We start from the raw sequence: 781 nt of genomic DNA on the forward strand, positions 1-781 counted from the left end.
GTGCTGGTCGTGAGGTGCTCGGGTGCGATGTCGGTGGTCGAACGTAGGTTTGAGTCATGACCACCACCGCTGTTGCTCCCTCCACCGTGGCCTCGGCTGCCGGTGGTGGTGAGGGTGCCGGTGGTGATGTGGACCTGCTGGGTCAGGTGAGGGAAGCTCGCCGAACTGCTGACGCGGCCGAGGTGCAGATCCTGATCGGTGCCGTGGACTGGGCCGTGGCCAATCCGCCGTTGTTCGGGCGTGAGGCAGCTCGTTGGTATGCGCCGGCCCGTCAGGGTGGGGCTGCTGAGGTGGTGGAGCTGTCCGCGGAGGGGGTGCCGGATGTGGATCGGGCTGCGGTCGCTGAGCTGGGTCTGGCGTTGGGTGTGAGTACGCAGGCGGCGCAGCGGTTGCTCGGGGATGCGCTGGAGCTGGCGTTCCGGTTGCCGACGTTGTGGGCTCGGGTGCTGGCTGGTGAGGTCAAGCCGTGGCGGGCGCGTCGGATCGCGCAGGCCACTGGCGGGTTGAGCAGGCTGGCGGCGGGGTTCGTGGATCGTGAGATCGCTGCGGCGGCGGACCGGGTCAGTGGCCATCAGTTGGAGGGGTTGATCGCGACCGCGATGGCCCGTCATGACAGCGAGCTGGCCGAGCAGGTGGCGGCCGAGCGGGCCGAGCAGCGGGGGGTGCAGATCCGTCTGGACCAGACCGGTCTGGCCGGGTTGACCGAGGTCAGTGGCTGGGTGGATCTGCCGGATGCGTTGGATCTGGAGGCGGCGCTGTCGCACTCGGCGCAGCAGCTGGC

Annotated in this window: 1 protein-coding gene; it reads left to right on the forward strand. The window is 69.4% G+C overall.

Features of this window, described 5'->3' with window-relative positions; genetic code table 11:
• Positions 1-56 precede the first annotated feature (56 nt).
• Positions 57-781, forward strand: a 725-nt coding sequence (locus GPA04_RS20950) for a DUF222 domain-containing protein (protein WP_156226175.1), incomplete at its 3' end; no start/stop codon positions are given.

Origin of the sequence: Pseudactinotalea suaedae, from assembly GCF_009733815.1 — a bacterium.
GTDB classification, from domain to species: Bacteria; Actinomycetota; Actinomycetes; order Actinomycetales; family Beutenbergiaceae; genus Pseudactinotalea; species Pseudactinotalea suaedae.